We start from the raw sequence: 21161 nt of genomic DNA on the forward strand, positions 1-21161 counted from the left end.
CTAGTTGGTATCGGCGGTGTCAGGCGACGTCGCTACGGACGCCGGTGAGGTCGTCGTACGCCCACTGTTCGTTCTGGGCGGCCAGTTCGGCGAGCTCGTCGCCGTAGCGAGGATCACCCTCGGCATAGGCCTGTTCGGACTTCACCCAGTAGGCCACGGCACGCTGTGCGTAGTCGGTGGAAGGCATTGGTCTCGTGGTCCTTTCGGGTCAGGCGGCCGCAGCGCCGAGCGCCTTGATGTGGTCGGGTCGGAAACCCGACCAGTGCTTGTCGCCGGCCACCACGACGGGGGCTTGCAGGTAGCCCAAGCTCATCACGTAGTCACGGGCCTCGGGGTCCTGCGTGATGTCGACGATCTCGTAGGACAGTCCCGCTCTATCGAGAGCCTTGTAGGTGGCGTTGCACTGCACGCACGCGGGCTTGGTGTAGACGGTGATCGTGGTGTTCTCGCTCATCTTCCAACCTTTCTTTCATCCGCATCGCGAGCGGTGTTTCTTGCTTCCATTGTAGGCTGTATTATGTTGCCGCGCAACCTATTTCGGCTGTTCAACGCCGTTTCGGCGAGTGAGTTTAGGCGCGGTGGGGGCGGTGGCGTTCGATGTCGGTCCAGCGTCCTGGGGTTAGTCCTTCGGCGGCGTCACCGGGTTGGCAGGCGAGTTCGGCTGCGGCGGCGAAGATCTCCCAGAGTTTGGGGCCGGGGTGATGGTGGTGGTCGCGTTCGTGGGCGATGACGGCTTGCTGCCAGCTCATCCATGCTCCAGGGGAACCGTGGCGTTCAGGGGTGAGTAGGGGATTGCTGGCTGCTGCTGCTCGGCGGGCGGCCGCGCCGGCGGCGTGGTGGGTCTTGATGAGGGTGCGTTCGCGGCGGGGGTGGTGCTCGATGAGGGTGTCGAGTGTCCAGGTGAGCAGGTCGACGTCCAGGAGCATCCGGTGGCCCGCGCGGCGGCGGGTGTCTGCTGCGAGGTTCGCAGCGGTCCAGAGAAAGCCGGCTCGGGTGGCGGCGTAGTCGGCGGGCACGGCGGCGGGGGTGTAGATGTTCGGCGCTGTGAGTGTTGCGGTCATGTCGGGTTGCCCTTTCGTGGGTGGGGGAGGTCAGTGGTCGCGGGCTTCGCGCCCCGGCTGGCGGCGCGGTCCTGGCGGTTGGCCTGGCGCTTGGCGGCGCGGATGGTGTGCGGGCTCTGGTGGCTGCGGCTGGCGCGGCTAAACACGTCGCGCTGGGTGCCGTTGCGGGTCTGACGTGCCATCGGGGTTCCTCCCGCGGCCGGGTGGTTTGTTTGACACCTGCCATCTCGTCGCCGGCGGGAGGTCGGTGCAAGGGTGTTCACAGCGAAAAAGTCATCCGGGGCGCAGCCCTGCAAACCCGTAGGGCGGATTAGTTTTTCGCGGCCCTTGTCGCCGGGCCGACCAGAGGTACGAGACTGGAAGGGGGCAACAAACAAACCCCTGCCTGTGCGGCGGCAGCCGCACAGGATTCGAGTCCGGCCCGTGGGCCGGTCCTTTGGGGTCGCCGGGCGCCAGCTCGGCCAACAGGTCTGTTCGGCGTAGCCGATCCGCTGGCCTGGCCGTTACCGTGAGGTATGTCTTCTTCGGTTGAGCGTGCTTTGGCTGATCTGTGGGTGCCGTTGGCGTCTGAGGTGCGGGCGGTGGTTGATGGTCGTTCTCGCGCTGCGGCTCCGCGGGTTGATCTGTGGTGGCGGGAGGCCATGCCCGAGGGTGTGGAGGCTCAGATCTTCTGACCTGAGCCTCCTGCCCTGCCAGGCTTAGGCGAAGTCCTCGGGGGTGGGGAAGTGGCCGCGGAACAGTTCGTCGGCGAGTTCGGCGGTCGGGATGATGGTGCGGAGCTCGTCGGGGGAGATGCCTGCCCGGATTGACTGGTCGAGTAGGCGGGCGAAGCTGGGGAGCTCGGTGTCCTCGGCGATGTGGTCGAGGATCACGTTGACCACCGATCCGTTCCCGGCGAAGTAGTAGCAGGCGGCGGCGAGGGTGAGCACGTTCGCACGGTCAGTGTCGCGCAGGGGTCGGGCGAGTTCGGTGAACACGGCGGCGGCGGCGGCCGGATCGTAGGCGGCGGTGCGCACGAAGGCGTCTCGGTAGACCAAGTGGCGGCCGATCATCGCGGCGACCTGGGCGGACAGCTCGCGCGGGATCTCGGTGGGCCAATTCACCATTGCCGATACGACAGCCTTGGCGGCGACGTCGGGCTGTAGCTCGACACCTGTGGTGTCGAGGGCGGGTTCGGTGGTGGCGGCGATGCTGGCCCGCAGGTCGGATCGCTGCTCTTGGATGGGCTGTCCGTCCATGACGCGACGGGTTGAGGCGAAGCTGTCGCGGTAGTCGCCGCTGATGCCGGTGTCTCCGGTGATGAGGTCACGGTAGGGTGCGGGCTGGTCACACCGGGTGACTACGGCACGGTGGTCGGTTTCGATGCCGTAGCTGGTGAGTGCATCGCTCATGAGGCGGACGGCGGCGCCGCCGGTCTCGTCGTCTGGGGTGATCGCGATGACTGCGGCGCGTGGGGTGTTGTGGGTGTTGAGGATGTTGGCGAAGTAGTTGGCGAAGTTGGCGTCTGCGGCGGCGATGTCGTGGCGTCCGGTGATGCCGATCTTGAGGCCGCGCTCGTGATCGGAGATACCGATGACTACGAGGGAGTCGGCGGGCACGAATCCGAGCAGGCCGGGGATTGCGGCGATGACGTCGGCGGTGGTGAGGATGCGCTGCATGGGTGTGGGTGTCCCTCCTGTGTCGGCCCTGGCGGGCCGGTGCTTTGCTTGACACCTGCCATCTCTTGCCGGCGGGAGTGCGTGGCAAGGGTGTTCACAGCGAAAAAGTCATCCGGGGCGCAGCCCTGAAACCCGTAGGGCGGATTAGTTTTTCGCGACCCTTGCTGCGCGCGACCAGAGGCGGGAGAATGGAAGGGGTCAGCAAAGCAGACCTGCGAAATACCGTGCGGCGTAGCCGCTCCGATCAGGTGACAGCGCAGCTGGCAGTCGATGACGGCGGATGCCGGCACCTCACACGAGACCGACCGTTGACGGCCAGCTCGACGGGACCACACCGGACGCACGTGGCAGTCGGGGATCTCAATGCGGGAACGCAAGTGCGCTCCCGGGTATCGGAGGGCCTTGTCCCGTTGAATCGATGTATGTCAATATTGACGGGTGTCGAATAAGAACTTGCTTCTCTTGCCAGGCCGCGGCCTGAGTGGTGACGAGACCGGAGCGGTTACCCCGCTGCTGAAGGCGCTCGCGGATCCGGTTCGGCTGCGGTTGCTGTCGGAGGTCGCCGCGCATCCGGGAGGTGAGGCGTGCGTGTGCGACATCTCCGGGCCGTTCGAGCTGTCGCAGCCGACGATCTCGCATCATCTCAAGGTGCTGCGTCAGGCGGGTCTGGTGACGAGCGAACGCCGCGCGACCTGGGTGTACTACCGTGTGAACACCGAAGCACTGCAACAACTGTCGGTCCTGCTGGGCGATCTCGCCATGGTTGTGGGGGAAACTCGTTCGTGCGAGGCCGACCAGTGACCACCACCGACACCGCGGTCGCGGCGAAGTTGTCGATGCTCGACCGGTTCCTGCCGGTGTGGATCGGCGCAGCAATGGTCGCGGGCCTGATGCTGGGCCGCACCGTTCCCGGCCTGGGTGACGCCCTGGCGGCCGTGGAGATCGACGGCATCTCGCTGCCAATCGCTCTCGGACTGCTGATCATGATGTATCCGGTGCTGGCCAAGGTGCGCTACGACCGACTCGACTCGGTCACTGGCGATCGTCGCCTGCTCCTGGGATCGCTCCTGCTGAACTGGATCGTCGGACCCGCGTTGATGTTCGCGCTGGCCTGGCTTCTGCTCCCGGACCTACCGGAATACCGGACCGGACTGATCATCGTCGGTCTGGCGCGCTGTATCGCGATGGTCATCATCTGGAACGACCTGGCGTGCGGCGACCGCGAGGCGGCTGCCGTCCTCGTCGCACTGAACTCGGTGTTCCAGGTGATCATGTTCGCCGTGCTGGGCTGGTTCTACCTTTCGGTGCTACCCGGATGGCTCGGCCTGGAACAGACGACCATCGACACCTCGCCGTGGCAGATCGCGAAGTCGGTGCTGATCTTCCTCGGAATCCCGTTGATCGCCGGCTATCTCACCCGCCGCATCGGCGAACGGGCCAGAGGCCGCGAATGGTACGAATCCTCGTTCCTCCCGCGATTGGGGCCGTGGGCCCTCTACGGTCTGCTGTTCACCATCGTCATCCTGTTCGCCTTGCAGGGGGAGCAGATCACCTCTCACCCGTGGGACGTCGTGCGGATCGCGCTGCCGCTGCTGATCTACTTCGCGGTGATGTGGGGTGGCGGATTCGTCCTCGGCGCCGCGATGGGGCTGGGTTACGCACGGACCACCACGCTGGCGTTCACCGCCGCCGGCAACAACTTCGAACTCGCCATCGCCGTCGCGATCGCGACCTATGGTGCGACCTCCGGCCAGGCTCTCGCCGGGGTCATCGGGCCACTGATCGAGGTCCCGGTTCTCGTCGCCCTCGTCTATGTGTCCCTGGCATTGCGGAAACGCTTCACAACTCCCACTGCTTCTAGCCTAGATGTGTCGAAGGAGCCTGCTCGCGATGTCTGAGAATGCGTTGGACGAACACCTACGTCGCGGTGAACACCGCGAGCAGCCCGAACTGTTGATGCCTCATACCGTGTTGGCCCGTACCGCCGCCGACTTGGCCGCCAAGTACGAAGGGGTGGTGTCTCGCCAGACGGTAGAACGCTGTGTCTTCGAGTCCTACACCGTGTTACGGCGTACCTCCCGGGTGCATACGCATCTGACGACCTTGGCGGGCCGGTTCGCGGCTGATCGGTTACGCGCCCTCGCCCAGGCTGAGGGCGCGGTGCCCAAGGATGTGCCCGAGGTTCTCTTCATCTGCGTGCAGAACGCCGGCCGCTCGCAGATGGCCGCAGGATTGTTGACCCATCACGCCGCTGGGCGGGTACACGTGCGCTCAGCCGGGTCAACACCCGCGCACTCGATCAACCCGACCGTCGTCGAAGCAATGAGCGAGATCGGCGTCGACTTGGGTACGCAGTACCCCAAACCGCTAACCGACGATGTGGTCGCCGCCGCCGACGTGGTCGTAGCGATGGGTTGCGGCGACGCGTGTCCGATCTATCCCGGTAAGCGGTATCTCGACTGGACGGTCTCCGATCCTGAAGGCCGTCCACTAGGCGAGGTTCGCGCCATCCGCGATGACCTTGATGCCCGGGTTCGCGAGCTCCTTGCCGAGCTCACGGCCGACCGTGTGTGACTTTCCGAGCTTTCCTCCACAGCTGAAAGGGCCTGTGTTTCATGTCTTCCTCTCGACCTAGCGTGCTGTTCGTGTGCGTCCACAATGCTGGCCGCTCACAGATGGCCGCGGGGTTCCTCACCGCTCTGAGCCAGGGCAGTGTCGAGGTCCGCTCCGCCGGATCTGCTCCCGCCGACTCAATCAATCCCGCCGCTGTCGCGGCGATGGCCGAAGTCGGTATCGACATCTCCGCGCAGTCACCGAAGATCCTCACCCCCGACACGGTCGAATCCTCCGACGTGGTGATCACCATGGGCTGTGGCGATGCATGTCCAGTATTCCCCGGCGTCAGGTACCGCGACTGGGCCCTCGACGACCCAGCCGGCCAAGGCATTGACGCGGTCCGCCCGATCCGCGATCAGATCCGCGGACTCGTCGAGGACCTCCTCGACGAACTCGTACCCGCCGACCAGCAGGTCGGCCGGTGAGCACGACACCGCAGGTGCTGTTCGTGTGCGTGTCCAATCGCGGCAAATCGGTGATGGCCGAACATCTCACACCGACAGTCACCGCCCGGATCACCCCATCCTCGGCCGGCACCAGCGCGAAGATCGGCGGCCAGGTCAACGACCTGTCCGCCCAGGTGCTCGCCGAAGTCGGCGCCACCGTGGACGGACATCAGCCGCGCCAACTCACCGACGAACTGATGCAAACTGCAGATCTCGTCGTGGTGGTCGGCACCGCCGACGTCACCCCACCCGACGGCGTCGCCCTCGAGGTGTGGAACACCGACGAACCCTCCGAACGGGGCATCGACGGCATCGAACGGATGCGGTTGACCCGCGACGACATCACCGCGCGGATCCGCGCCCTCGCCGACCGCATCGCGCGGTAGGCGGGAGCGCGGGCTGAACGTCGGGCTCAGCAGCAGGCCGTGCGCGCTTCGGCCGGTTCGGCGGCGCTGCCACCGCAGCACACCGAACCCTGCTCGGCGTCGTCGGCGGCGGCGTTCTGTTCCAACAGTTTCGGGCTGGTGCCGAAGGTGTCGGAGTCGGCGAGCACGGTGTAGACCTCCCACTTCTCGTTCGCCGGGCCGGTCACCCAGACCTTGTCCTGGGTTGCGAAACAACAGGTGGAGTTGATCTCCTCCTGCGTGAACAGGCCCTCCCCGGACAGCCTGGCGATCTCGGCGTGCACCTTCTCGCTCGATTCGACCTCGACGCCGAGGTGGTTGATCGTGCCGCCCTGGCCGGGGTTCTCTAGCAGCACCAGTTTCAGCGGCGGCTCGACGACCGCGAAATTGGCGTATCCCGGCTTGCGTTTGGCCGGGGTGGTGTTGAACAGCTTGGAGTAGAACTCGATCGCGGTATCGAGATCATCGACGTTGAGCGCCAACTGCATACGGGACATGACCATCACCTTCACCTGTGAGACATATATCGAACTGCGGTCACTCTGCAGCGTGCCCACCTTTTCGACATATGTCAAGTAGGGGCGTACGATCTGGTCATGCCGAAGCCCTTGCCGATGGTCGACATCAGCGCCCCGATCTGCTGCGCACCGGTATCGGCGGCACCGCTCGATGACGACACCGCGCTGCAGATCGCGTTGCGGCTCAAGGCGCTTGCCGATCCCGTTCGGATCAAGCTCGTCTCAATCCTGCTTACCGACACCGGTGACGGGACCTGCACCTGCGACCTCGCGACCGCGGTCGGCCTCACCGAAGCCACCACCAGTCACCACCTGGGGCAGCTCCGCAAAGCCGGCATGGTCACCCCCGAGCGCCGCGGCATGAACGTCTACTACCGAGCGCAACCGGACTCGTTGGAAGCACTACGCAACGTTCTCAGCGCTACGACGGGTTGCTGTTGAACGGCGACGGCACGAACTGAGCGAGCCTTATCCGGGTGTCCTTTTGGCAGGCCAACTCCGGTGTCTTTCAGCAGGTCAGCGAGCATGGCGAGCAATCCAGCTCGGCTGGTGGCGGGCAGATCGGATCGGTGATCACGGCGTGGCCGGCGCCAGCGAGGGCGGTGATGCGGGCGGCGACGCTGACCGCGTGCCCGAACAGGTCTCCGTCGCGGACGACTGCGCTGCCGTAGTGGATCGATCCCGGCGCGTAGGGCGATGAATCCGTCTTGACCGGCGGCCGCGGCCGCGGGGGCGGTGATCGTGGCGAGGATCACTTGGGGGGCGTCGGCGGTGAGCATCACCGCATCGCCGATGGCCTTGACCAGCCGCGTGCCCGGTCGTAGAGCCTGCCTGCCAGGTCTGAGAGGCCAACCGTATGGCCAGTTCTGCGGCTTCCTGGTCGCCGCAGAACTCGGTGAACACGCTGTATCCGGCGAGGTCGACGAACGCCACCGCGACGTCACGCTGCTCGAGCTCGGCGAGCTCGTCCGAGGGAGGGCCATGGTGATGCCCGTGCAGTGGTGGCGTGGTCATCGGTCACCGGCACGGCGGGCACGGAACCGGGCGAGCGCAGGGTTCTCGCGGACCGTGATGTCGGTCAGAGGCAAAGACGTCAGGCGCAGGCGGAGTTCGCCACGGGGGATGAACCGGTGCGGTGCCCCTTCGAGGTTGTGCAGCAGCCGCGCCGGTGCGCTGCCGAGCAGGTCGTAGCCGACCAGCATTCCGCCGGGCGCGAGCACTCGGGCGGCCTCGGCGAGTGCGCGTTCCCAGTCGATGACGTGGTGCAACATGATGAACGAGACGACGGTGTCGAAGCTTCCGTCCTCGAACGGCAGGGCTGTGGCGTCGGCGACCTGGGCGTGAGCGCGGGCCCCGAAACCCTGCAGCCGATCGCTGGCGGCGGCGACCATGACCGGGTCGAAGTCGGTGACGGTCACATCCACGAGTTCGTCGGGGTTGGTGGTGAGGATCTGTTCGGTCATCGCGCCGGCGCCGCCACCGATTTCAAGGACCCGGCCTCGGGGATGGATGCCTTGCAGCGCCCACGGGAGTACCCACCTGCCGGTGGCCGCCTGCCACGGTGCGCTGCGGCAGAACAGAGACTCGATCGTCGACATCGACGGCATACCAACAGCTCCCACCATCTCGCCCGGCCGCGCCTGCTGCCACTTCTTCGTGATGATTCGATTACAGCACACAATGCCGCTATCATCGTCATATGACGATGAATGAGTGCTCGGTGGCGACTAGGGCGGACCTCGATCCCGCGGTGGCGTTGTTCCACAGCCTCTCCGATGGGACCCGTCTGGCAATCGCAACCCGCCTCGCGCACGGTGGCGAGGCCCGGGTGGCGGATCTGATGGCGGAGCTGGGGTTGGCGCAATCGACGGTCTCCGCGCACGTGGCGTGCTTACGGGACTGTGGGCTCGTCGAAGGCCGCCCGCAGGGGCGGCAGGTGTTCTACAGCCTGGCCCGACCGGAGCTGATGGACGTGCTCGCCGCCGCCGAAACCCTCCTGGCAGCGACCGGAAACGCGGTTGTGTTGTGCCCGAACTACGGCACCGAAGCCACCACCTCCTGCTGCACAACGGGCGACACGAAGGCGGGGGTGCGGCGATGAGCGACGCATGCGGATGCGGGCACGACGAACCGGCCAGTGAGGACGAGCAGGCTCCGGAGCACTGGTGGCAGGTGCGGGAGCTGCAGGCTGCCGCCGCGGCCGCGGTGTTCCTGCTCGCCGCGTACATCACCAGCTGGTCCGGCGGCCCCGAACCGGTCGCGCTCGCCCTGGAGTGGGTGGCGCTGCTGATCGGGGCGTGGACATTCGTCCCCTCGACCCTGAGCCGGTTGGCGAAGGGCAAAATTGGCGTCGGCACCCTGATGACGATTGCTGCGGTCGGCGCGGTGATCCTCGGCGAGGTCGGCGAAGCCGCGATGCTCGCTGTGCTGTTCTCCATCAGCGAAGGCCTTGAGGAGTACGCCGTCGCCCGCACCCGCCGCGGGCTGCGGGCGCTACTAAATCTGGTCCCGGACTCCGCGACCGTGCTCCGCGACGGCACCCCGGTCACCGTCTCCCCGGCGGAATTGGCCGTCGGGGACCAGATGTTGGTCAAACCCGGCGAGCGGATCGCCACCGACGGCACCATCACCGAAGGCCGCACCGCACTGGATGTTTCGGCGATCACCGGCGAATCCGTGCCTGTCGAAGCCGGACCCGGCACGCAGGTCTACGCCGGGTCGATCAACAGCACCGGCGCCCTGAGCGTGCATGTCACCAGCACGGCGGAGAACAACTCGCTGGCCAAGATCGTGCAGATCGTCGAGGCCGAACAGTCCCGCAAGGGCGACGCGCAACGCCTCGCCGACCGGATCGCCAAGCCCCTGGTACCGGCGATCATGATCTTCGCCGCCGCCATTGCGATCCTCGGCTCCCTGCTCGGTGACCCGGCCACGTGGATCGAACGGGCCCTGGTCGTGCTCGTCGCCGCGTCGCCGTGTGCGCTGGCGATCTCTGTGCCGGTGACCGTGGTCGCGGCGATCGGCGCCGCCAGCAAGATCGGCGTCCTGGTCAAAGGAGGTGCCGCCCTCGAAGCCCTCGGCCGGGTCCGCACCGTCGCCCTCGACAAGACCGGCACTCTGACCGCGAACCGGCCCACCGTCGTCGACATCGCCACCACCCCCACCGACACCGCTGCTCCTAGCACCGGGAGCAGCCTGGGCGACCGCACTCCGGGCCAGGAGCGGGTGCTCGCCGTCGCCGCGGCGCTGGAAGCGCACAGCGAACACCCGCTCGCCCGCGCGATCCTCGCCGCCCACGGCGAGACCACCGCCGCGCGCGATGTGCAGGCTGTTCCCGGGGCCGGCCTGACCGGCCTCGTCGACGGACGGCCCGCGCGGCTGGGCCGTCCCGACTGGATCGAGCCCGGCCCGCTCGATGAGCGGGTCGCGGCCATGCAGGCCGACGGCGCCACCGCCGTCCTGATCGAACACGACGGTCAGGTCATCGGCGCGGTCGCCGTCCGTGACGAGCTTCGCCCCGAAGCCGGCGCGGTAATCGAGCACCTGCACCGCATCGGCGCCACGGTCGCGATGCTCACCGGCGACAACACCGCCACCGCCAACGCGCTGGCGAAGATCGCCGGCATCGACGACGTACACGCCGACCTCCGCCCCGAAGACAAGGCCCGCATCATCGGCGACCTCCGAACGAACTCGTTCACCGCGATGGTCGGCGACGGCATCAACGACGCTCCCGCCCTGGCCACCGCCGACCTCGGCATCGCCATGGGCGCAATGGGATCGGACGTAGCGATCGAAACCGCCGACGTCGCCCTCATGGGCGAAGACCTCCGCACCCTCCCGCAGGCACTCGATCACGCCCGCCGCGCCCGGAAGATCATGCTGCAGAACGTCGGCCTGTCCCTCGCCCTGATCGCGATCCTCATCCCTCTCGCGCTGTTCGGGATACTCGGCCTCGCCGCCGTCGTCGCCGTCCACGAACTCGCCGAGATCGTCGTCATCGCCAACGGAGTCCGCGCCGGCCGGGTCAAAGCGCTAGCCCGGGCGAGGACCGGAACTGGCCAGCGGACTCCGTCCGTAGTGACGGTCGGGCAGTGATCACCGCGGTTCCGGTGGCGCACCGCCGCGTACGCCTCACACGGCGGTGCGGGCTGCTGGCCGTCGCTGTCGGACTCGCGGCCACCGATCTGGCCGTCAAGGCATGGGCCACAAGCGCGCTCGCGGACGGCGCAGTCATCGGAACGGGGCCGGTGCAGCTGCGGCTGGCATTCAATCCGGGCGCGGCGTTTTCGATCGCCGCCGATGCCCCGGCATGGGTGCTGCCCACAGTCACCGGAATCATCACCTTCATCGTCGCGGTCACCTCCTGGCGGATGGCGCCAGGCACCGGGCACCTCGGGCGGCTGGGGTTAGCAGCGATCCTCGGCGGGGCAAGCGCCAATCTCATCGATCGGTTCCCCGACGGAGTGGTCACTGACTATCTCCACACCGGTTGGTGGCCAACGTTCAACCTCGCTGACACATTCATCGTCGGCGGCGCTGCCATCTTGATCACCCTCACCGCATTCAGGAGTCCCGACGAACGAGCGCAGCATTCACCCGAGCGCTGACCCCCCCCGATCCGGCGCAGGGCCCGGCTGGCCGCGCTGGTCACTGCCCGGCTCACCGTCTGCCCGGAGTCTCGATGGTCCGCTCCCAGAGGAAACGCCAGAGACTCCTCGCTGCCGGATACAGAATCTGATCCGCTTGTAGCGCGCACCCATGAAGACTGAGAACAGACATCAGGTTCATACATTCCGGGCGCTACCCCGAAGGCAACCCCCGGCCTGATGAGACCGATCCTCATTCCCGCCGACATCGCCTCTACGTTGAACGTATGACCAGACCAACCAAGTTCGCGTGGGCGTTCTTCGTAACCATTATCGTCGGTATCGGAGTCGCCGTCCTCGTCGATCAGGACACTTCCACACCCGCCCCGTCCGATACCGCCGCGGTGTCTGATCTGGTGGCCCGGCCCGACAGTCATCGGCTGACGTCGCCTGCGCAGAGCCGGGCGCAATTCGTCGAGTTCCTGGACTTCGAGTGCGAAGCCTGCGGAGCCATCTACCCGGTCATCGAGGATCTGCGGCGAACCTACGGCGACCGCGTTACGTTCGTCGTCCGCTACTTTCCGATGCCCGGACACTTCAACGCCGAACGTGCTGCTCGCGCGGTCGAAGCCGCCGCCCAGCAGGGGCGGTTCGAGCAGATGTACCAGCGCATGTTCACCACCCAAACCCATTGGGGCGAACAGCAAGTCCCCGCTGACGACCTGTTCCGTAGCTTCGCCGTCGACCTCGATCTCGATATGGCGGCCTTCGACACGGTCTACAACAGCCCGGCCACGCTCGAACGGATCCGCGCCGACGTCGCTGACGGTCTGGCTCTCGGGGTCCAAGGCACCCCCACATTCTTCCTCGACGAGAATCGGCTACAACCGAACACGATCGACGACCTCACCGCGGCGGTGCGTGCAGCGGCGTCTGAATGATCTCAGGGGCTAGGCGGCAGCCTCCGCGATGGGCGGGCCGGCGCCCCTCGGAGTCCATTCTCGGCCATCACGGATGAGTGCCCACACAACATCAATCAACCGTCTGGCCAGCGAGATGAGCGCATGCACGTGAGAGCGGTTCTCGCGTCGTTTGCGCTGGTAGAACTCCCGTGATGGTCCGTCGCGTTGCGAGCTGTTGAGTGCGGCCATGTAGAACACCTTCCGCAGACCCCGGTGGTAGCGCTGCGGTCTACGCAATGTGCCCCGCCGGTTACCTGAATCATGCGGGACGGGAGCAAGACCGGCGTAGGCAGCCAGTTTGGCAGCCGAGCCGAACGACGTGAGGTCGCCACCAGTGAACGCGATGAGTTCGGCACCACTTCGGGTGCCGATACCGGGTACGGATTCAAGAATCCGGGCGTGGCGGTCTCGGCGGAACACCTCGGCGATCTGTTTATCCAGGTAGGTGATCTGGCGAGTGAGCGCCATCAGCGAGGTAGCCGCCTGCTGCACCAGCAATGCCGTGGTCGCCTCACCAGGCAGAGCGACGGTCTGCGCGGCCGCGGCGGCACGCGCCTTGCTGATCATCTTCGGGATGGTCGGCCGGCGGACTCCTTGACCGCGTAGGTGGTCGTAAATCTCCTCGTCGGAGACCCCATCAATCGCCGACGGTGTGGTGAAGCGGGTGACGAACGCCAAACCAGTCAACGTCGAGTAGTCGAAGCACCGTTCGAGACCGGGGAAGATGCGGGTCAGCAGGCCGCGCAGTCGATTGATGCCTCGTGTGCGTTCGGTGACCAAGTCGCGGCGATGCCCGGTCAACAGGTCGAGTTCGATCGCGACGTCATCAGGGACCGCGACCGTCGCGAGATCACCACGCAGGCGCGCGGTCTGGGCGATCACCACCGCGTCGCGGGCGTCGGTTTTGCCTTCGCCGGCGAAAGCGCCGGTCATGCTGTGCACAACGCGACCAGGTACATAGCGAATGTGTTGGCCGCGGCGGGACAACACCCCTCGGAGGAGGGCCGATTCCGGCGCGGTCATGTCGATCGCCCACACCACCGATTCGACACGGCACGCCTGGTCCACAATCGCTTCGATGGCCGCCTGATCGTTCGGTACCCGACGTGACCACAGCACCGTCCCCGCGTCGTCCACAGCGGCGGCGTGGTGTGCGTGACGGCCGACATCGATTCCTACCCAGATTGTTTCGACCACATGAACCTCTCTGCTCGAACCTGTTGACCTCGTCAGGGGTTGTTTCGCCGGCGCACCTTTACACAGCGACAAGTTCGCGAACACTTCTCAATCAGCGGCCGAAACGACCCGTCACGGTCCGGGGTGGCCTTCCACGCCGAGCCACCGAGGGCACACAGGTGATTGTCGAGCCACGCCCCGAACCGCGGACGAGCGTCCGAGGCGACCGCCCCGGACGTACTCCAACGTAAAGGTGATTGTGCGGGAGCGACGCGGGCCGCGGTAGGGCTCGGTGTCGCGGCAGCACAACGTCGTCTTTGAAAGTGGGCGCATCTCGTGGCGCTCACGCCCTCGTGGTGGGTGCGGCGGCGGATGCCGAGTCGATCAGTACTGACGTAGAAGCCACGGCGGGTGGCCTCGAAGCTCAGTGCGGATACCTGGCCTACCCAGACTCCGATGAGATCGTGACACCGGACGGCAAAGGTCGCTTTAATTCGTTTCAGAATGGCTCATTTACCCCACAACTGGCGCACATCCTGTCAACGAACCTATTATGGACATTTGGGCGGATGCTGGATATGAAGCCGGAAAGTGGGGTTAGCCCATCGCCGCACCGGTCATCGACCGCATCAACAACAAGGTCTTTAGGGTCCTCTCCGAAATGCTCGGCCATCAGAGGTAGCGCGGTGGATCGACCGTAGGGTCGTCGTCGATGGTGTCGACGTGCGGGTCGGCGAGAATGTTGGTAACCGCAAGGGAGCTGGCACCGAAGGTGGCGAAGTGCGGGTTGACGTCTCTGACGACACTCCGTGCACGGTCCGCCGGCCAAACGAACGCCGGGATCGGCCAAGAAGACCCGAACGGCCCGCGGCGTGGTTGTCGTCCCACGCGGCCAGATCAGCCTCGCCTCGCACAGGTAGTACCGACGGACGCTATGCCGCCGCTGCTCGTTATTGATGTTGATCCTCACGGCACCGGTTCGCCCGCACAGGGTCTCGACATGACTGACCAACGGCCCTCGTGAATTAACCCCTGGCTCAGTGGGTGACCGGTAGTAGCACTCGTCGCGAGTGGTGGTGTGCTGCATTCGAGCGAAGTTCTGTACACCGCGAGAAGCGCCTGAGACAGTGAGCGGGTGAGCCCGTCGTGAACTCGCCCCGGCCGTGCATGGTCGGAAGAACGTGCTGAGCGTCGACGAACTCCAGCCAGGCGGGGGCGCCTAGGTGTCTGCGTTGCCGTTCTTCCATTGTGGCCACGGGATGTTCCAATCGCCGAGTCCATCAACTCCCGGCAGTGTGTCGGCGTTGGTGTTCTTGACCGTGACGGGGTCACCGCGCAGGGTGTTCTTCACGAGCCATTCCGCGTCAGTGGGACTCAGGTTTGGGCAACCGTTGCTGACGTTGCTGCTGCCTTGCGCCGACATCGACCACGGTGCGCCGTGCATGTAAATGCCGCTGTAGGACATTTGCACCGCCCATTGAACGGGTGTGCGGTATCCCGCTGCGGACTCGACAGGCACTCCGTAGGTGGACGAGTCCATGATGATGTGCTCGACGCGATCTCCGATCATGTAGATACCGCGGGGCGTCGGAGTGCTGTCTTTGCCGAACGAGGTCGGCATCGTGCGGATGACCTTGCCGTCTCGTTTGACGACTATCGTTTTGGTGTTGTCGTCGGCAACGATTTCCTGAGCTCGGCCAATCGTGAAGTCGTAGGACAAGTTCTCGTCGCCGTAGAGCCCGTCGCCGAGGTCGACTCCGTAAATGTTGACGGCGACACTGACTTTGGTGCCCGGCGTCCAGAAGCGTTCGGGCCTCCACCGGACTTCGGAGTCGCTGATCCAATAGAACGCACCCCGCATCTGGGGGTCAGACGACACGGTGATCGCCGCCTGTGCCTTCTTTCGGTCGGGGATGGGATCGGCGAACCGCACCCCGACTGTGTGGGCGATCCCGACGGTTTTCTCGCCGAGGATGGCAGCGCTGGTCAGTGACTCCGGTGAGGTCGTGGTGAAGCGCTGCGAGACGACCGATCGACCGCCCACGCCCACGGCCTCGGCTTGAACGGAATACCGCTTCGAATATCCCAGGGGTTGGGTGCTTGTCCACGTTGAGCCGTCCTCGCTCAGTGAGCCCGCCAAGGGACGGCCGCTGGCTGTGGGGATACGGACGTTTGTCAACGCGCCGCGGCTGGCCGTGACAACAATAGGAAGCCCAGGTTCGACAACCGCGTTGGGCGCGAGTCGACCGCCACCTTCGGTGGCCACAGCAATGGAAGGCTGTGCGATGTCGGCGAAGCTGTCAACGGCCTGAATCTCGTTGCTGTAGGCGGCGCCTCCGGTTGAGCTGCACGAGGTCAATAACATCACCACAGCCGTCAGGGCTGCGAGCATCAGCAGTCGCGGAATACCTGCCCGGACCGACCCGCGGCATCCACGAGCGCTCGAGCACTGCGGCTGCGCACCGTAAGCCGCCAAGAGATCACGTGGCTCTTCGATAGCTCGAGTCCTTCTTACGCGGCCCATCGATTGTGGCGAACCCTCTCACTCGGCGCCTGGACTAGGTTTACTATCCACGATAGTAGTTGAATGCTGTGCGCTCCTCTACCCGCTGCACAGCGCGAGAGAAGGTTCGAAACGTCTTCGTGGTGGGCGACCGCCGAGCGGTCACGTCGACCTCATTATTGCCGTGTGGCGACACCCCACAGGTAGTCCCCGCCGATGCGTGTTCGCCACCGCTCGCCGACGTCGAGGCCGTGGTGCGACAACTCTCGCGACACCTGCGGGACCACTCGTCCTCATACCTCCCGCGCGCCGATAAGGCGGGTCGTCCGACGACGTAGACTCCCCGGGTTCTCAACCACGGTGCAGGATCGAGTTTGGGTCCATCTTGCTGCCACACCTTGTAGTGCAGGTGTGGGCCGGTGGAGTAGCCGCGGTTTCCTACCGTTGCGATCTGCGCGCCGGCCAGGACTCGCTGCCAGACGCTCACCAGTGTCTCGCTGATGTGCCCATACACGCCGATCGTGCCGTCGTCTTGCAGCACTCGCATCCACAGCCCGAAGCCGGCGGCCTTCGATAACCGTCCCCGCCCAAGGCGATCTTTGAGGTCGCGGGTTCGGTGTGCTCACGCAGCTGTGACACGCGCAGCAAGTTCGTGGGGTAGTCGGGGCTGCTCGTCTCATCGATAACGACAGTGACGTCTTCGAAGACGTGGCGTTTCTGGGTGCCGTCAGGTGGTCGAGAGTGACCACCCAGGTCGGCCGGGTGCCACCGTCTGTCAGATCCTGCTCGTGGAGTGGGTGGAGTGGACGTGATCAAAAGCGCGTCCGGATCTGAGTCGCCTCCTTCCTTCGTTGCTCCACACGAGTCCGTTAGCTGAGCGTGTAGAGCAATTGTTCGTTTGCGGCGTATGCATTTTCGGCGTTTCTGGCGACCAGCGCGTTGACACTATTGATGGTGCTGCGTTGTTCCCAGTGTGTGCCGTCTGGGCTGCGCCAGACGGTGTCGGCGGTGTCGATGCCCCAGAGCGTGCCATCGGGTGCGGCCGCCAGGAGAGCTAGGGCCGGCGCATCGGGAACGGTTGTGAAGGTCTGGGCGTCGTCGGTGCTGTGTTGCAGGCCATCTGGGGTAGTCGCCCATACGCCGCGGTCGGTGATCGCGAGTGCTGCTGCGGCCAGGGGCGCGCCGGGGGTCCAGCTTCTCCCGTCATCGGTCGATACGAGCAGGCCGTTGATTCCGTCGAAGCCTACGAGTAGTTGTCCGTTGGTGGCGAGCGCGTGGAAGTCGATGTCGCCGGCCACCGATCTCGGTGTCCATGTCTGCCCGCCATCTTCGCTGGCGACGAGTCCCAGCGGGTTGGGTGCCGAGCTCCGCGGGCCGGGATGGCCGGAGGCGAAGATCCGATCAGAGCCGGTTACCCCGGCCAGTCCCATGAAGTCGTCGTCGGAGACGCCGACCCGGCTGGTGGTTCCATCTGCGGTGAGGGCGATTACGCCGGTGTGAGTTCCGGCGAGGATAGTGCCGTCGGCGCGGATGTGCAGGGCGTGGAGGTGGTCGAGTTCTGGGGTCAGTGTTGCGCTCTCTGCTGAGGTTGCCGACGGTGGTGGGGATGTGGGTTGTTCCCGGGTGGAGCAGCCGGTTAGCACAATCAGCGTGGCGATGACTGCGAGGACGACCGCAGCGGTGCGGTTGGACGGGTTTGAGGCAGGCAAGCGGCTAGGACTTTCGTGTGGGTAGGACTGAGTTCGGGCGTGGGTGGTGTGGTGATCGGGGTGGTGGCGAGACCGGGTAGGAGCCGCCCTAACCCTCTGGGGGTGTCGTGGTCACGACTTCTGGATGGGGGTGGAAGGCTGTGAAGGCTTTTGGCCGCAATGCTTTTGGAGGACGAGGGAGATGAGGACGTTGCCGAGGTGGTGACGTGCCCCGGAGAGGTCGCCGATCGCAGCGAGGTGGCGGACGAGACCGATGTGTGCGGCGAGGTGGCGGCGTCGGTTCGAGGTGACGCTGAGGTGGTGGGCGCGGTGGAAAAACTGGTGGGTCGAGTATGGCGTGGGTGCTCGGTAGACGTCTCGCATGGCATGCAGATACTGACGACGGTGGTCGTCGGGGGGCGAGTGCGTCTCCTTCGGGTTCTCGGTCACGGCGCATTCCTCGGACTGGTACGCGCAGGCCGGGTCAACCCGCGTCAACTAACTACTATAAAACCTAGTAATTGGCGGCGCGGTCGGTGCCTGAGTTGCGGCGTCACCGACGAACTTCTGGGGCATACTGGCTGGTGGTGCAGGTGGTGGGTCGCCGGGAAGGTGTGTTGAGTGTGGGTCTCAGCGAGCTGACGGCGGGGCGTCGAGGATCGAGGCGAACGATGGGTGAGCATCCATGAGTGCAGCGGTGGTGTTAGTTGTTGCCGCGGGTGTGCTGGGCTGGTTGTGGCCTCGATGGATGGTTCGGGTGCAGGGCCGTATCGATGCTCGTTGGGTGTTGGTGGCCTGGCCGGCCGCGCAGGTCGTGTTTGCGATGTTGTGGGTGGGAGCTGTTGTGACGCTGGCGGTTCCCGGCCATTTCGGCATCCATTCGTTGTCCGAGGTGGTGTCGTGTCTGCGGGTGTTGTCACACGGCGCATCCCCGCGGGTGGAGGCGATCTCCGGTGGCGTGCTGGCGGTGGTGACCGGGGCAGCGATTGTCCGAGCGGTGACGATCGCGGTGCGATCGGCGGTGCGGATGCGTGGTGCTCGTGAGGAGTATCTGCAGTCGTTGCGGTTGGTGGGCGCCCGCAGTGAGCGCTATCCCGACGTGTGGTGGCTCGCCGACGGGCGGCCGATGGCGTTTTGTCTGCCGGGTAAGGATGCCGGGATCGCCGCCACGACTGGGTTACAGGCGGCGTTGTCCGGTGAGGAACTCGATGCCGTCGTTGCCCATGAGCGCGCGCACCGGCGGCAACGTCATCACACCGTGGTGTTGGCGGCCCGCGCTCTCGGGCGTGCGTTTCCGCTGATTCCGTTGTTCAGCCGCGCGGGCCGTGAGGTCGCCGGCTTGGTCGAGCAAGCCGCCGATGCCCGCGCCGCCCAGCTGGTGGGTGCGCGGGCGGTCTGCTCGGCGTTGGGAACGTTGGCCCGTTCGGGGCCCGTGGCGGGCCCGGTGGGTGTGTTGTCGATCAGCGATTCGTCGTCCGTGGGGCCGCGGCTGAGCCGCTTGGACTCCGGTCACCGGTGCCGGTCGCGGCGTCATCATGTGGGTGCCGCCGCGGCGGTGGCTGGTGTGGTGGCGGTACCGACCACGCTGGCGGCATCCGGTGTCGTCGCGGCGATGGTGATCGCGATGTGTGTGTAGCCGAGGCAAACCCGGGCGGGTCGGGCCGCTAGGGGTTGTTGAGAAGCTGCTGCATCCTGGCGATTTCACTTTCCTGGTCAGTGACGATCTGGCGTGCCAGCGCGATCGCCTCGGGCGATTGGCCGTCTTGAATCTCGGTCTTGGCCATGGCGATGGCGCCGCGGTGGTGTTCGATCATCTGGGTCAGGAACAGGCGCGACGCCTCGGCGCCTTGCGCGTCGCGTAGCTGCTGCATCTGTTCTGGCGACATCATGCCCATCATCGACGGCATCGGGGAGGTACCCGGTGCCATCGAGGTACCCATGTCCATGTTGTGCCCCTGGCCCTCGAGTGGGGCTCCCCATTGCTTCAGCCACGACTGCATCTGCTCGATCTCGGGCTGCTGAGCGTCTTTGATCTGCTGGGCCAGACTGACGACCTGGGGGTTGATGTTGTCCTTCTCCAACAGGATGTCGCTCATCATGATCGCCTGGGTGTGGTGCGGGATCATCTGCTGGGCGAACGAGATGTCCGCGCTGTTGTGTTCGGCAGTGGCCGCCGCTGAGGATTCGGTACTGGCCGCGCTGGTACCCATCCCCGACATCGAGGAATGATCCTCAGTCGAGGTGTCCGAACACGCGGCCACCACTGTCAGAACAGCCGCTGCGGCAGCAACGACGACACCGGTTCGTGTGGCTCTCATCGATCTCCTCCTCAAGGGTGCTACTTCGCCACCGCCCGGCGGCGCTTCGATAACGATTCTACTAACGCCGATAGTAGTTACTCGCCTGTCCGGTGCCGGGAAAACGGGCTGTGAACTGCGCAAACAACGCCGCTAATGCCCGATTAGTTCGCTTCGTGGCGGGATGTTGTGTGACTGGTGGGGCACAAGTGACTTGTGGTGTGATCTCGCGGGTACACGCATGGCACTAGTGCGTGGGTCTACGACGTCCGTGGGGAAGGTGCGACCGCATGCAGATGGTGTTGACATCGCTACGGGTCAAGGCGGGGCAGCGGTGGGGCCCCAAGGCGCTGGGGGTGGCGGTGGCGGTGTGTGTGGGCGTTGCGCCTGTGATCGCCACCGCACCGGCGGCGGCCTCGACCGATGGACATGTGGCCGGGGAGTTGATCGCGATCGTGCAGGACTCGGTGAAGGCCGCATTGGGTGGTGCTGCAGCGGCGAGTTTGGGGGAGCCGATCACGCAGGCGGCGTCCTGCCTGGGCGCTCAGGCCCAGTCGGGCAGTGTCGGCGATGCGGGCAGTGTGGCCGCGCTGCAGTGCTTCGGAACGTTTTCGCGCATCGATCCGATAGACGGGTTCCGGATCATCGACGCGTTACCGCTGGCCCGGCTGGTGGCCACCCTGATCGCCGCGATCGTGCCGCACGATCCGAACGAGCCGCATGGCCCCCAACCGCAGGAACCCGGAACGCCGACGCCGCTGCTGCCCGGTAGTGGCGGCGCGGTGGCGCCGACTGCGGGTGAGATCACGTCCACCTTCGGTGACGGACGGGGCCATCAGGGCATTGATATCGGTAATGATCTGGGTGCGCCGATTGTCGCTGTGGCTGACGGGGAAGTCATCACCTCCGGACCCGCTGAGGGGTTCGGGTTGTGGATGCGGATCCGCCACGATGACGGCACGATCACCACCTACGGCCACAACGACGAGAATCTGCTCGAGCAGGGCGCGCGAGTACGGATGGGGCAATCGATCGCCACGGTGGGCAACCGTGGGGTGTCGACCGGCCCGCATCTGCATTTCGAGGTTCTCGATCCGACGGGAGTCAACGTTGATCCGGCACAGTGGCTGGCCGATCGTGGGGTGGTTCTGGCGATGGCCGCTGATGCCGACGCCCCCGCGCCGGGGCCGGTGGTGCCCCAGTGGGTCGGCGAACGACGCCTGTGACGAGCCAGCGCGGTGTG

General features: G+C 65.7%; 24 protein-coding genes and 2 pseudogenes. 13 read left to right on the plus strand and 13 right to left on the minus strand.

Annotated features, from left to right (window positions below):
• Positions 1-19: 19 nt before the first annotated feature.
• From ABIC25_RS22195 to ABIC25_RS22215, 5 genes are all read right to left on the minus strand, one after another.
• The gene (locus ABIC25_RS22195) at positions 20-187 is read right to left on the minus strand and encodes a hypothetical protein (protein ID WP_180819484.1); all 168 of its coding nucleotides are present in this window, start codon (positions 185-187) and stop codon (positions 20-22) included.
• Positions 188-208: 21 nt separating this feature from the next.
• Positions 209-454: a redoxin NrdH gene (locus tag ABIC25_RS22200; protein ID WP_101822425.1), complete on the minus strand. Its 246-nt coding sequence runs from the start codon at positions 452-454 to the stop codon at positions 209-211.
• A gap of 115 nt (positions 455-569) precedes the next feature.
• Positions 570-1061: a hypothetical protein gene (locus tag ABIC25_RS22205; protein ID WP_101822424.1), complete on the minus strand. Its 492-nt coding sequence runs from the start codon at positions 1059-1061 to the stop codon at positions 570-572.
• Positions 1058-1243: a hypothetical protein gene (locus ABIC25_RS22210; RefSeq protein ID WP_101822422.1), complete on the minus strand. Its 186-nt coding sequence runs from the start codon at positions 1241-1243 to the stop codon at positions 1058-1060. Before ABIC25_RS22210 ends, ABIC25_RS22205 begins: the two co-directional genes overlap by 4 nt.
• A 516-nt stretch (positions 1244-1759) precedes the next feature.
• Complete coding sequence (locus ABIC25_RS22215) at positions 1760-2719, minus strand: DUF4192 domain-containing protein (protein WP_101822419.1); 960 nt, start codon at positions 2717-2719, stop codon at positions 1760-1762.
• A gap of 438 nt (positions 2720-3157) precedes the next feature.
• On the opposite strand from ABIC25_RS22215, the gene ABIC25_RS22220 reads away from it, so the two are divergent.
• The 5 genes from ABIC25_RS22220 to ABIC25_RS22240 are packed head-to-tail and all read left to right on the plus strand — an operon-like array spanning position 3158 to position 6167.
• Positions 3158-3520 carry an ArsR/SmtB family transcription factor gene (locus ABIC25_RS22220; protein ID WP_020173050.1) on the plus strand — a complete coding sequence of 121 codons (363 nt, stop codon included), beginning with the start codon at positions 3158-3160 and terminating at the stop codon, positions 3518-3520.
• Entirely contained in the window at positions 3517-4617 is a 1101-nt protein-coding gene (gene arsB / locus ABIC25_RS22225; RefSeq protein ID WP_005193688.1) for an ACR3 family arsenite efflux transporter, read from the plus strand. Before ABIC25_RS22220 ends, arsB begins: the two co-directional genes overlap by 4 nt.
• Complete coding sequence (locus ABIC25_RS22230) at positions 4610-5293, plus strand: arsenate reductase ArsC (protein ID WP_006360545.1); 684 nt, start codon at positions 4610-4612, stop codon at positions 5291-5293. Before arsB ends, ABIC25_RS22230 begins: the two co-directional genes overlap by 8 nt.
• 41 nt (positions 5294-5334) lie before the next feature.
• Entirely contained in the window at positions 5335-5760 is a 426-nt protein-coding gene (locus ABIC25_RS22235) for an arsenate reductase ArsC (protein ID WP_006360546.1), read from the plus strand.
• Positions 5757-6167, plus strand: a complete 411-nt coding sequence (locus ABIC25_RS22240; RefSeq protein WP_248642660.1) for an arsenate-mycothiol transferase ArsC — start codon at positions 5757-5759, stop codon at positions 6165-6167. Before ABIC25_RS22235 ends, ABIC25_RS22240 begins: the two co-directional genes overlap by 4 nt.
• Positions 6168-6193: 26 nt before the next feature.
• On the opposite strand, the gene ABIC25_RS22245 is transcribed toward ABIC25_RS22240, so the two are convergent.
• On the minus strand, positions 6194-6682 hold the full coding sequence (locus tag ABIC25_RS22245; protein WP_174351863.1) for an ArsI/CadI family heavy metal resistance metalloenzyme: 489 nt from the start codon (positions 6680-6682) through the stop codon (positions 6194-6196).
• A gap of 99 nt (positions 6683-6781) precedes the next feature.
• Here ABIC25_RS22245 and ABIC25_RS22250 point away from each other — a divergent pair, with 99 nt between their 5' ends.
• Positions 6782-7144 (plus strand): Rv2640c family ArsR-like transcriptional regulator, encoded by a 363-nt coding sequence (locus ABIC25_RS22250; protein ID WP_005193682.1) that lies wholly within the window; start codon positions 6782-6784, stop codon positions 7142-7144.
• Between the two features lie 569 nt (positions 7145-7713).
• Here ABIC25_RS22250 and ABIC25_RS22255 read toward each other — a convergent pair.
• On the minus strand, positions 7714-8310 hold the full coding sequence (locus ABIC25_RS22255) for a class I SAM-dependent methyltransferase (RefSeq protein WP_005193680.1): 597 nt from the start codon (positions 8308-8310) through the stop codon (positions 7714-7716).
• A 92-nt stretch (positions 8311-8402) separates the two neighbouring features.
• On the opposite strand from ABIC25_RS22255, the gene ABIC25_RS22260 reads away from it, so the two are divergent.
• The 4 genes from ABIC25_RS22260 to ABIC25_RS22275 all read left to right on the plus strand — a co-directional run bounded on the left by ABIC25_RS22260 (position 8403) and on the right by ABIC25_RS22275 (position 12233).
• Entirely contained in the window at positions 8403-8804 is a 402-nt protein-coding gene (locus ABIC25_RS22260) for an ArsR/SmtB family transcription factor (RefSeq protein ID WP_101822417.1), read from the plus strand.
• Positions 8801-10801 carry a heavy metal translocating P-type ATPase gene (locus tag ABIC25_RS22265; RefSeq protein WP_005193676.1) on the plus strand — a complete coding sequence of 667 codons (2001 nt, stop codon included), beginning with the start codon at positions 8801-8803 and terminating at the stop codon, positions 10799-10801. Before ABIC25_RS22260 ends, ABIC25_RS22265 begins: the two co-directional genes overlap by 4 nt.
• Complete coding sequence (locus ABIC25_RS22270; RefSeq protein ID WP_005193672.1) at positions 10798-11313, plus strand: signal peptidase II; 516 nt, start codon at positions 10798-10800, stop codon at positions 11311-11313. The genes ABIC25_RS22265 and ABIC25_RS22270 overlap by 4 nt, the downstream gene beginning before the upstream one ends.
• Before the next feature lie 266 nt (positions 11314-11579).
• Positions 11580-12233, plus strand: a complete 654-nt coding sequence (locus tag ABIC25_RS22275) for a DsbA family protein (RefSeq protein ID WP_006360542.1) — start codon at positions 11580-11582, stop codon at positions 12231-12233.
• A gap of 9 nt (positions 12234-12242) precedes the next feature.
• Here the strand turns inward: ABIC25_RS22275 and ABIC25_RS22280 are convergent, their stop codons facing one another.
• Entirely contained in the window at positions 12243-13451 is a 1209-nt protein-coding gene (locus ABIC25_RS22280) for an IS110 family RNA-guided transposase (RefSeq protein ID WP_005193666.1), read from the minus strand.
• 335 nt (positions 13452-13786) lie between these two features.
• Here ABIC25_RS22280 and ABIC25_RS22285 point away from each other — a divergent pair.
• A pseudogene (locus tag ABIC25_RS22285) lies at positions 13787-14031 on the plus strand (hypothetical protein).
• 618 nt (positions 14032-14649) lie between these two features.
• Here the strand turns inward: ABIC25_RS22285 and ABIC25_RS22290 are convergent.
• The 4 genes and pseudogenes from ABIC25_RS22290 to ABIC25_RS22305 form a co-directional block, all read right to left on the minus strand.
• On the minus strand, positions 14650-15822 hold the full coding sequence (locus ABIC25_RS22290) for a L,D-transpeptidase (protein WP_006357614.1): 1173 nt from the start codon (positions 15820-15822) through the stop codon (positions 14650-14652).
• Positions 15823-16258: 436 nt separating this feature from the next.
• Positions 16259-16501: pseudogene (locus ABIC25_RS22295) on the minus strand (M23 family metallopeptidase); the annotation flags it as partial.
• A 301-nt stretch (positions 16502-16802) separates the two neighbouring features.
• The gene (locus ABIC25_RS22300) at positions 16803-17642 is read right to left on the minus strand and encodes a F510_1955 family glycosylhydrolase (RefSeq protein WP_035718240.1); all 840 of its coding nucleotides are present in this window, start codon (positions 17640-17642) and stop codon (positions 16803-16805) included.
• A gap of 111 nt (positions 17643-17753) precedes the next feature.
• Entirely contained in the window at positions 17754-18071 is a 318-nt protein-coding gene (locus tag ABIC25_RS22305; RefSeq protein ID WP_010844644.1) for a hypothetical protein, read from the minus strand.
• A 235-nt stretch (positions 18072-18306) separates the two neighbouring features.
• Between ABIC25_RS22305 and ABIC25_RS22310 the strand changes: the two genes are divergently transcribed.
• Positions 18307-19257 (plus strand): M56 family metallopeptidase, encoded by a 951-nt coding sequence (locus ABIC25_RS22310; RefSeq protein ID WP_006357618.1) that lies wholly within the window; start codon positions 18307-18309, stop codon positions 19255-19257.
• A gap of 28 nt (positions 19258-19285) precedes the next feature.
• On the opposite strand, the gene ABIC25_RS22315 is transcribed toward ABIC25_RS22310, so the two are convergent.
• Complete coding sequence (locus ABIC25_RS22315) at positions 19286-19939, minus strand: DUF305 domain-containing protein (protein WP_035718242.1); 654 nt, start codon at positions 19937-19939, stop codon at positions 19286-19288.
• Between the two features lie 269 nt (positions 19940-20208).
• Between ABIC25_RS22315 and ABIC25_RS22320 the strand changes: the two genes are divergently transcribed.
• Positions 20209-21144, plus strand: a complete 936-nt coding sequence (locus tag ABIC25_RS22320; RefSeq protein WP_006357620.1) for a M23 family metallopeptidase — start codon at positions 20209-20211, stop codon at positions 21142-21144.
• The last annotated feature ends 17 nt before the right edge of the window (positions 21145-21161 follow it).

Origin of the sequence: Gordonia sp. PvP123 (assembly GCF_040547295.1) — a bacterium.
Lineage (GTDB): Bacteria > Actinomycetota > Actinomycetes > Mycobacteriales > Mycobacteriaceae > Gordonia > Gordonia terrae.

Coding starts and splice junctions, on each gene's coding strand:
- ABIC25_RS22195 (WP_180819484.1), bottom strand. CDS start 187: ATGCCTTCCACCGACTACGCACAGCGTGCCGTGGCCTACTGGGTGAAG.
- ABIC25_RS22200 (WP_101822425.1), bottom strand. CDS start 454: ATGAGCGAGAACACCACGATCACCGTCTACACCAAGCCCGCGTGCGTG.
- ABIC25_RS22205 (WP_101822424.1), bottom strand. CDS start 1,061: ATGACCGCAACACTCACAGCGCCGAACATCTACACCCCCGCCGCCGTG.
- ABIC25_RS22210 (WP_101822422.1), bottom strand. CDS start 1,243: ATGGCACGTCAGACCCGCAACGGCACCCAGCGCGACGTGTTTAGCCGC.
- ABIC25_RS22215 (WP_101822419.1), bottom strand. CDS start 2,719: ATGCAGCGCATCCTCACCACCGCCGACGTCATCGCCGCAATCCCCGGC.
- ABIC25_RS22230 (WP_006360545.1), top strand. CDS start 4,610: ATGTCTGAGAATGCGTTGGACGAACACCTACGTCGCGGTGAACACCGC.
- ABIC25_RS22235 (WP_006360546.1), top strand. CDS start 5,335: ATGTCTTCCTCTCGACCTAGCGTGCTGTTCGTGTGCGTCCACAATGCT.
- ABIC25_RS22245 (WP_174351863.1), bottom strand. CDS start 6,682: ATGTCCCGTATGCAGTTGGCGCTCAACGTCGATGATCTCGATACCGCG.
- ABIC25_RS22250 (WP_005193682.1), top strand. CDS start 6,782: ATGCCGAAGCCCTTGCCGATGGTCGACATCAGCGCCCCGATCTGCTGC.
- ABIC25_RS22255 (WP_005193680.1), bottom strand. CDS start 8,310: ATGCCGTCGATGTCGACGATCGAGTCTCTGTTCTGCCGCAGCGCACCG.
- ABIC25_RS22260 (WP_101822417.1), top strand. CDS start 8,403: ATGACGATGAATGAGTGCTCGGTGGCGACTAGGGCGGACCTCGATCCC.
- ABIC25_RS22265 (WP_005193676.1), top strand. CDS start 8,801: ATGAGCGACGCATGCGGATGCGGGCACGACGAACCGGCCAGTGAGGAC.
- ABIC25_RS22275 (WP_006360542.1), top strand. CDS start 11,580: ATGACCAGACCAACCAAGTTCGCGTGGGCGTTCTTCGTAACCATTATC.
- ABIC25_RS22290 (WP_006357614.1), bottom strand. CDS start 15,822: ATGCTCGCAGCCCTGACGGCTGTGGTGATGTTATTGACCTCGTGCAGC.
- ABIC25_RS22310 (WP_006357618.1), top strand. CDS start 18,307: ATGAGTGCAGCGGTGGTGTTAGTTGTTGCCGCGGGTGTGCTGGGCTGG.
- ABIC25_RS22315 (WP_035718242.1), bottom strand. CDS start 19,939: ATGAGAGCCACACGAACCGGTGTCGTCGTTGCTGCCGCAGCGGCTGTT.
- ABIC25_RS22320 (WP_006357620.1), top strand. CDS start 20,209: ATGCAGATGGTGTTGACATCGCTACGGGTCAAGGCGGGGCAGCGGTGG.